The sequence below is a fragment of the Lactiplantibacillus sp. 7.2.4 genome, assembly GCF_018991185.1.
Taxonomy (GTDB): domain Bacteria; phylum Bacillota; class Bacilli; order Lactobacillales; family Lactobacillaceae; genus Lactiplantibacillus; species Lactiplantibacillus pentosus.
This window is the reverse complement of sequence record NZ_JAGYGS010000022.1, coordinates 43208-51910: the sequence shown is the minus strand read 5'-3', so window position 1 is coordinate 51910 and position 8703 is coordinate 43208. Positions and strand designations below refer to the sequence as shown.

The window sequence follows — 8703 nt, the reverse complement described above, 5'->3', positions numbered from 1 at the left end:
TTAAAAAGCTCATTTAATGTTGTACTAAAATTTATTTGCTAGCGAATTGACTTCGCAAATGTTTTGCTCTTGATTCAAAATCAAGAGACCCTACACATTTGATTCGTCGAAACTTTGTTCAGTTTTCAAAGGTCTAAATCGTTCGTTGATTACCTCAACGCAACTTAATCATTATATCAAGTCATCAACATCTTGTCAACAACTTTTTATAATTAATTTTTCGTTGGAAGCAAGCGGCTAACCGCTTTGTGCGCCTCAACAACGTATACTAATTTACCAATTATCCAGATGAATTGCAACCCCTAAAACGTAAAAATAACCAGTCAATAATATCATGTTAATTAATCCAGCATTCGAATGTACGGTATTAATTTTCGAGCCGCCGTTTTTCACTCGTAATCGACCCAGTTTGTCACTCAAAAATTCGGTTTTCCTTAATTTTATCCAACTCATCTCGCAACAATGTTCGGTTAAAAAATTTTGAACTTTTTTCAATCAAAACGCTTTCTAAAGTTAAGCGGCACTAAAAAACGGCATCTAACTCAGGTCAACTGAGCTAAATACCGTTAAAATATTACTTATCTTCTTCTGGACGCATGGTTGGGAAAAGTAAAACGTCGCGAATTGAATCCGCATCCGTCATCAACATAACCAACCGGTCGATCCCAATTCCTAATCCACCAGTAGGCGGCATCCCGTATTCCAACGCCTCGACAAAGTCTTCATCGATATGTTCCGCTTCATCATTACCAGCAGTCCGTTCAGCCGCTTGAGCTTCGAACCGTTGCCGTTGATCAATTGGATCATTCAATTCACTAAAGGCATTGGCATATTCATTACCTAAGATAAATAATTCGAACCGGTCGGTAAACCGAGGGTCGTCTTCATTCTTCTTAGCTAATGGTGAAATTTCAACTGGATGACCATAAACAAAGGTCGGTTCATTTAAGGTATCTTCAACGAATTCTTCAAAGAACGCGTTGATAATATGACCAACCTTCCAGTATGGTTCATATTTAACGTGATGTTCATCCGCTAATTTTTGCGCATCTTCTACTGACATTGGTTGCCAGAAATCGATACCCGTCTTTTCTTTGATGGCATCAACCATGTGAATTTGCTTAAATGGTTGGTTGAAATCAACTTTTTGGTCATGGTAAGTCACGACGCCATCTTCAGTCACGGCATTAGCCGCAGCTTTAAAGATACCCTCAGTCTCGGCCATGACATCGTGGAAGTCATAGTAAGCCACGTACGTTTCCATCATTGTAAATTCAGGATTGTGTTCGCGGTCCATTCCTTCATTCCGGAAGACCCGGCCGATTTCGTAGACTTTTTCCATCCCACCAACGATCAAACGCTTTAGATGTAATTCTAAGGCGATTCGTAGGTATAAGTCGATGTTCAAAGCGTTGTGATGCGTGATAAATGGTCGTGCAGCAGCACCACCCGCCTGATTATGCAACATTGGCGTCTCAACTTCAGTGAAGCCCTGACCGTCCAAGTGATGCCGAATCGCAGAAATAATCTTCGTCCGCTTCAAGAAACGATCGAAACTATCCCGATTCGAAATCAGGTCCAAGTAACGTTGACGGTAAATCTGTTCCACATTCTGTAAGCCATGGAACTTGTCTGGTAATGGGCGTAATGCCTTCGATAGGAATGTTAAGCCCGTCACTTTGATCGTCAATTCACCGAAGTCCGTCTTGAAGACTTGACCAGTGATCCCTAAGAAATCACCGATATCGGAACGTTTGAAGATATGATAAGTGTCTTCGCCGACCACGTCTTTACGTACGTAGAGTTGCATCTTACCTGAGCGATCCCAGATATCAGCAAAACCCACTTTACCTTTACCACGCTTAGCAAGCATCCGCCCAGCAATCGTTGCTGTAACTTGCTTAGCATCCAACTCGTCCTTATCCATCTCGCCATACTTGTCTTGCAAGTCTTGGGCTAAATCAGTCCGTTCAAACCGGTGACCAAAAGGATCGATGCCTTCTTCACGCAGTTCATCCATTTTTTCGCGACGAACCTTTAATTGGTCGTTCATCGTCTGTTCTTGTCGTGCCACTAGTGTTCCTCCATTTCTAGTTAGCGTATAGATTACTCCATACCTAAACAATCACTACATGTTAATTTTGACAATCACGCCGTCAAAATGCAAGTTAATTATTCACTTTACCACATGGTCGGCTAAATAAGTCGCTAATTGCGCTTGAAAATCCGTCAAAATCGACTTCATCGCCGCCAACGAGTCTGCTTCCATCAGGGCCACCTTTGTCCGAGCTGACCGTGGAATGCCCTTTAAATAGTACGGGGCCTGTTCACGGAATTCGTGACAGCCACCACGTTCACCCTTCAATGCCACCAACCGTTCTAAATGTTCGATGGCCGTTTGCATCTTAGCCATCGGTGTCGGCGGCGTTAACAGTTCCCCCGTTTCCAAATAATGAACGGTTTGCGTCAGCATCCAGGGATTGCCTTCGACTGCGCGACCAATCATGACCGCGTCAGCACCGACTTCCGTTAACATCCGAGCGGCATCCTGGGGTGTTTGGACATCGCCATTGCCCATAAACGGAATCGTGACGGCATCCGCAACGCGTTTTAACACGTCCCAGTCAGCGTGTCCCTGATACATCTGCTTACGAGTCCGACCGTGCATCGCAATTGCAGCGGCCCCGGCGCGTTCAGCTGCCCGTGCATTTTCGACTGCATAGACATGTTCTGCATCCCAACCAGTCCGCATTTTGACTGTCACTGGTTTATTGACCGCGGCCGTTACCGCTGCAACCATCTCATAGACTTTGTTAGGGTCCAGTAGCCACTTAGCGCCCGCATCCGTCTTAACGACCTTATTGACCGGACATCCCATATTAATATCAATAATATCCGCATTCGTCTGCTGGTCGACAAATTCAGCCGCCTGTACTAAGGTTGCCTGACTGCCACCAAAGATTTGAATGCTCATCGGATGTTCCTTCGGGTCGACAAACATCATTTCGAGCGTCTTGCGATTATGGTACATGATGCCCCGGTCGGAAATCATCTCGCAAACCACCAGTCCCGCACCAAAGTCCTTACAAATAACCCGAAATGCGGCGTTAGTCACCCCAGCCATCGGTGCAACCACGACCCGGTTGGGAATCGTCACGTCACCAATCTGCCAAGCACTCGTCATTATTCAGCACCCTTAGACCGTGAGAGGACTGCTTCAAGTTCGGCCTCGCTGAACTGGTATTGCGACCCACAGAAATGACAAACCGCCGTCGCACCATGGTCTTCATCGATCATGGCCCGAACTTCATGCTTTGGTAAGGCCATTAAGGCTTCGGCAAACCGTTCCTTAGAACAATCACATTCAAACTTGACGGGCATCTTGTCTAATACTTTGACATCACCATCAAATAGCAAGTCCAAAATATCTTCGGGGGTCTTACCCTCGCGCATCAGTTGTGAAACGAGTGGTAAATCTTTGAGCTTGGCTTCCAAACTACTAATCGCCCCATCAGTAGCGTTCGGCAATACTTGGACTAAAAAGCCCCCGGCCACACCAATCGAGTTATCATCATTCACAAACACCGACAAACTGACCGCTGACGGAATTTGTTCAGATTGGGCTAGGTAGTAAGTGAAGTCTTCGCCTAATTCACCAGAAACCAAGGCGACCGTCCCCGTAAACGGATCACCGACACCCTGATCCTTGGTGACTGACAAGAAACCGTCCGTCCCGACCGCCGTCTTAACATCAATCTTATGTTGTTCATTTAATGGTAGATGGATGTGTGGATGCTGCAGGTAACCTTTGACCGTTCCCTTAGCATTGCCGTCGATCACGATGCCACCGACTGGGCCGTTACCGTTGATTTTAACGGTCATCTGTTCGTCACCCTTCAATACGGACGACGCTAACAAGAGCGTCCCCACTAAGCTACGACCTAAAGCGGCGGAAGCAGCACTCCAAGTATCATGGTGCTGCTGTGCTTCTGCAACGACCCCGGTCGCGTCGACCGCGTAGGCCCGAAACATTTCGTTACCGGCCACGCTCTTGACTAAATAATCTGACATTCAATCAAACTCCTATCTCTAATTAGATTTACTTGTACTTTTGATCATACGGTTCATTACTGCACTCAAATACGGTTGCCAGGCGGTTAGACCACCGCCAGTGTATTTGCCTGAAATATCATAACGCAAAAAAGGAGCTGAGACAAAGTCCCAACTCCTTAATAACCATTTTAATTGCGCCTACGCCTGAGAATTAGAATCATCCTGTGACGTTGGTGCCGCACTTTTAGCATGTGGTAAGCCAGTCTCTGAAGTGGATGTCGCACCACTCGTCGCTGAGCTAGTTGCAGAAGTTGCATCTGCTGAACTAGCCTGACTGTCTGCACTTGCTTCAGAACGAACTTCCGCTTCACTTGGGAAAGTTGGTTCTTCGACACTGGTCTTGGCCGTGTCATCAGAATCAGTGCTATCAGTATCGGTACCTTGGTGTTGCGCGTGCTTTTCAGCTTCGCGCCGTTCCAATTCACGCTTGGATTCTTCAAAGGTTGCGGCCTTTTCACTAGGGAATTGGTTGCTATCCTTTTCAGGCATCTTCCCAGTCTTGAATAAACTGAGAATTTGCTTTTCGTCCAAGGTTTCGTACTTCAACAAGGCTTCCGCGATCAACTTGTGTTGTTCACGGTGTGATTGAATAATATCCGTAGCCGTTTGATGTGCTTCTTGACTCAAACGACGAACTTCATCATCAATTAACTGAGCCGTATGTTGTGAGAAGGCACTAGCGCCCATCCCTTGTTGGTAAGCGGCTTGCTGGTTGGCATTTTCTAATTCAACTGGGCCAAGTTTTTCACTCATCCCATATTGAGTGACCATCGCACGGGCAATTTGGGTTGCCTGTTCGAAGTCATTAGAAGCCCCGGATGATTGTGCCCCAAAGATGATTTCTTCGGCTGCACGACCACCCATCAAACCAGCCATTTGTTCCTTCGCATCACGTTTCGACATTAACATTTGGTCTTCACGCGGTAACATGATGGCGTATCCGCCAGCACGACCCCGTGGCACGATCGTTACCTTATGAACGACCCGCGCATCATTTAAGACCAACCCAACGATCGTATGACCCGCTTCGTGATAAGCAACGGTTTCCCGTTCATGCTTGTTCACGACGCGATCATGCTTAGCTGGTCCGGCAATGACCCGGTCCTCAGCCTCATCTAGGTCCGCTGCGTCGACTTGCTTCTTATTCCGACGAGCCGCTAATAAGGCCGCTTCGTTCAGTAAGTTTTCCAAATCGGCACCCACGAATCCAGGTGTTTGCTTGGCGATTTCCTGGAGGTCAACGTCAGCTGCTAAAGGCTTGTTCTTGGCATGGACTTTCAAGATGGCTTCGCGGCCCTTGACGTCCGGACGACCAACTAAGATCTTCCGGTCGAAACGACCTGGACGAAGTAAGGCAGGGTCTAGGACATCAGAACGGTTCGTCGCCGCCATGACGATGACCCCTTCATTACCCGTAAATCCATCCATTTCAACCAGCAATTGGTTCAAGGTTTGTTCACGTTCATCGTGACCGCCGCCCATACCATTACCACGTTGACGTCCAACCGCATCAATTTCATCAATGAAGATAATTGATGGGGCATTCTTCTTCGCTTGTTCGAATAAGTCCCGAACCCGGCTAGCACCGACCCCGACGAACATTTCGACGAAATCAGAACCAGAGATCGAGAAGAATGGCACACCGGCTTCACCGGCAACCGCCTTGGCAAGCAAGGTTTTACCAGTACCAGGAGGCCCCTCGAGAAGCACCCCAGATGGAATCCGGGCACCTAAGGAGACAAACTTCCTTGGATCCTTCAAGAATTCGACAACTTCGACCAATTCTTGTTTTTCTTCTTCTTCACCGGCAACGTCTGAGAAACGAACTTTGTTTTGCTTACTATCAGCTGGTTTGGCCTTCGTCTTACCAAAGTTCATCACCCGGTTGTTCCCGCCGCCTTGTCCTGCTTGTCCCATCATCATATAGAAGAGGAACAACATTAGGATGACTGGCGCGATGTACATTAATAACGTGACCCAGATGCCGCTAGATTCCTCGGCTTTCGCCGTCACCTTCACGTCATGCTTAGCCGCCAACTTGGAGACTTGGTCAACCGTTGAGTTGTTTTCCAACATCGTTGTTGAAAATGACGTGGTCTTTGTCGACGCGCTCTTGATTCCAAGGGCGTTAGCAGAAGAAGTCGTCCGTGCTTTCCGGTATGAACCAGTTACCTTGTAGACGCCGCCACTAGGCTGGATACTAACGTTTTTAACGTTATTCTTATCTAATTGTTTGACAAATTCGCTATAACGAATATTTTGCGTCTGCGAGCTTGAATTTCCACCAAAGAAAAAGTAGATAATTCCCATCAAACTCAAGAACATCAAAATGTAAAATAAGCTATTACGAAAGAGTCCATTGCGTCGATTGTTCATATGTGCCTCCTTCATCGAAACTTTTATATTCAGTTACTTCGATAGTCTAAATAATAGCACATTTGACTATCATTGACCAATTATTTATACTCGTAAATCGCAGGTTTTAAAATCCCAACGTACGGTAAGTTCCGATACCGTTCGGCGTAGTCCAAGCCGTAGCCGACTACAAACTCATTTGGTACTTCAAATCCGATATAATCCGCCTTAATATCAACGAGTCGACCAGCTGGTTTATCCAAAAGCGTGCAGACCTTTACCGAGTTCACATCGCGGCGTTTCAACAGGTCGACCAGGAACTTCAAGGTCCGACCGGTATCAATGATATCTTCAATAACTAGCACATCGCGGCCCGTAACGTCAGCGTCTAAGTCCTTAGTCAGCTGAACCTCACCACTCGAGATGGTTTCATTACCGTAACTTGATAAGTTAATAAAATCAAGGTCCGCGTAAATATCCATCTCCCGAATAATATCAGTGGTAAATAAGACGGCACCCTTGAGTACGCAAATAATTAATGGGTTCTTACCAGCATAGGCGGTTGTCAGTTCTTTTCCTAATTTTTGTGCAACCTGATGGATATCCTCGCGACTATATAGTACTCGTTCAATGTCGTTGTTCATCGTTTCAGATGTACTCCTTTCAACTCTTGTGTTTTAAGGCTAAAAATACGGTCTGAGTGCCAGTCGTTCGATAACTATATTTATGACCAACGACCCATAGGACCTCCCCTTGAGCATTCACTAACACTTGCACCTGATCTCGCCGTTCAGCCGGCACTTTTTGATTGATCAGTAGCCGGCGAACCGTCTGATGACCGCCACCCTTTAAGGCCACTCGGTCACCAGACTGCCACGGTCGCCAAACTAGCGGCCAATCAGCGGTCGTTAACCAAAATGGTTGACTAGTAGCAGTCGGTGCTTGTGTAAAGATTCCAACCGTCTGGGTTGTCGTGATTTTCTGCCATTGGTTTAAGTCTACCATAATTTTTTCTTGGGGCATTAACTTTTTACCCCTTTTTTTGATTGGCGCAGCTTCAATGATATCGGCACTGCGCTGTAATTCCCAGCTCGCATTCACCGCCACGGTTCGAGACGCTGAGGACGATGGTCGTGCCCAGGCAACGAGTGGCTTCAACTTCAGCTCACTCACTAAGTTGCCCGTCCGCTCAGTCAACCACGCCTTGAACACTGGCAGTTGCCACTGGTCCGGCACTCGTTGCCACTGACTCACGATCAGTCCCCCAGTTTTCGTCATCACGGTCGGTAATAACGTCGCTACCATCTGCTGCTTAGCCGCCAACAAATCGGCCAACTGTTGCTGATAATCCGCAACATGACTCAGTAACCGCGGATTGACCGTCATCAATTCTGGCACAACGCGCTGCCGAACCCGATTACGCGTCAGCTGGACATCTTGATTCGTCGCATCTTCGAAGTAGGTAACATCATGTTGGGCCGCATAGTCTCTTAGCTCCGCCTTCGACCAATCCAGTAGCGGTCGTACCAACTGTCCGCCCGCAAACGGCCGACTGTCAGCGATTCCCGTCAATTGCGCGATGTCGCCACCGCGCGCTAGCTTCATTAAATAGGTCTCAACTTGGTCATTCGCGTGATGGGCCGTCAACACGGCTTTAGCTCCCGTTGCTTGCATCACCTTGGTGAAAAAACGATACCGAAACTGGCGGCCAGCTGCTTCAACGCCATGTTCGGGATGGTCCGTTGCCTGCCAATCCGCCAGCTTTAAGTTCAATTGATGTTTCTGACAATAACGTTGCAAGTACGCCGCTTCCGTCTGGCTTTGTGCCCGCAAATGGTGGTTAACATGCGCGACGACCAACTGTGGCCGTTCCGTCACCGGCAATTGTTGCAACAACCGCAACAACACCATCGAATCCACTCCCGTCGACACCGCCACCACGACCGTCACTTGCGGCGACAAAAGTCCTGCGGCTGCCAACCGCCGATTGAATTTTTGAATTGGGGTCATTTGACACCTCCTATCTATAAAACATCATTCTTCATTGTATATTGACATTTCAAAATCAAAACCGACCAGCTTAGGTACGCTCGAATCAAAGTGAGGCGGTCATGTTCGTCTGCATCAGGTTCGTCCTAGTCCGACCTCCGGGGGTGGCTGACAATTGCTGGAACGTAAGCCGACATCGATTTGAACTCACGCAGAAACCCACTGCGCAATTTCAAATACGAGTCT

General features: G+C 47.4%; 6 protein-coding genes. All 6 read right to left on the bottom strand.

Annotation, left to right across the window (positions count from 1 at the left end):
• Positions 1-574: 574 nt before the first annotated feature.
• The 6 genes from lysS to tilS all read right to left on the bottom strand — a co-directional run bounded on the left by lysS (position 575) and on the right by tilS (position 8478).
• Positions 575-2074: a lysine--tRNA ligase gene (lysS, locus tag KGF70_RS08820; protein ID WP_088770064.1), complete on the bottom strand. Its 1500-nt coding sequence runs from the start codon at positions 2072-2074 to the stop codon at positions 575-577.
• A gap of 102 nt (positions 2075-2176) precedes the next feature.
• Positions 2177-3184 carry a tRNA dihydrouridine synthase DusB gene (dusB, locus tag KGF70_RS08815; protein ID WP_216768830.1) on the bottom strand — a complete coding sequence of 336 codons (1008 nt, stop codon included), beginning with the start codon at positions 3182-3184 and terminating at the stop codon, positions 2177-2179.
• Positions 3184-4071, bottom strand: coding sequence for an Hsp33 family molecular chaperone HslO (hslO, locus tag KGF70_RS08810; protein ID WP_216768829.1), 888 nt, complete (start codon positions 4069-4071; stop codon positions 3184-3186). The genes dusB and hslO overlap by 1 nt, the downstream gene beginning before the upstream one ends.
• 180 nt (positions 4072-4251) lie before the next feature.
• Positions 4252-6489 carry an ATP-dependent zinc metalloprotease FtsH gene (gene ftsH / locus KGF70_RS08805; RefSeq protein WP_216768828.1) on the bottom strand — a complete coding sequence of 746 codons (2238 nt, stop codon included), beginning with the start codon at positions 6487-6489 and terminating at the stop codon, positions 4252-4254.
• Between the two features lie 80 nt (positions 6490-6569).
• Positions 6570-7112 carry a hypoxanthine phosphoribosyltransferase gene (gene hpt / locus KGF70_RS08800; RefSeq protein WP_216768827.1) on the bottom strand — a complete coding sequence of 181 codons (543 nt, stop codon included), beginning with the start codon at positions 7110-7112 and terminating at the stop codon, positions 6570-6572.
• A 19-nt stretch (positions 7113-7131) separates the two neighbouring features.
• Positions 7132-8478, bottom strand: a complete 1347-nt coding sequence (gene tilS, locus KGF70_RS08795) for a tRNA lysidine(34) synthetase TilS (RefSeq protein ID WP_216768826.1) — start codon at positions 8476-8478, stop codon at positions 7132-7134.
• Positions 8479-8703 lie beyond the last annotated feature (225 nt).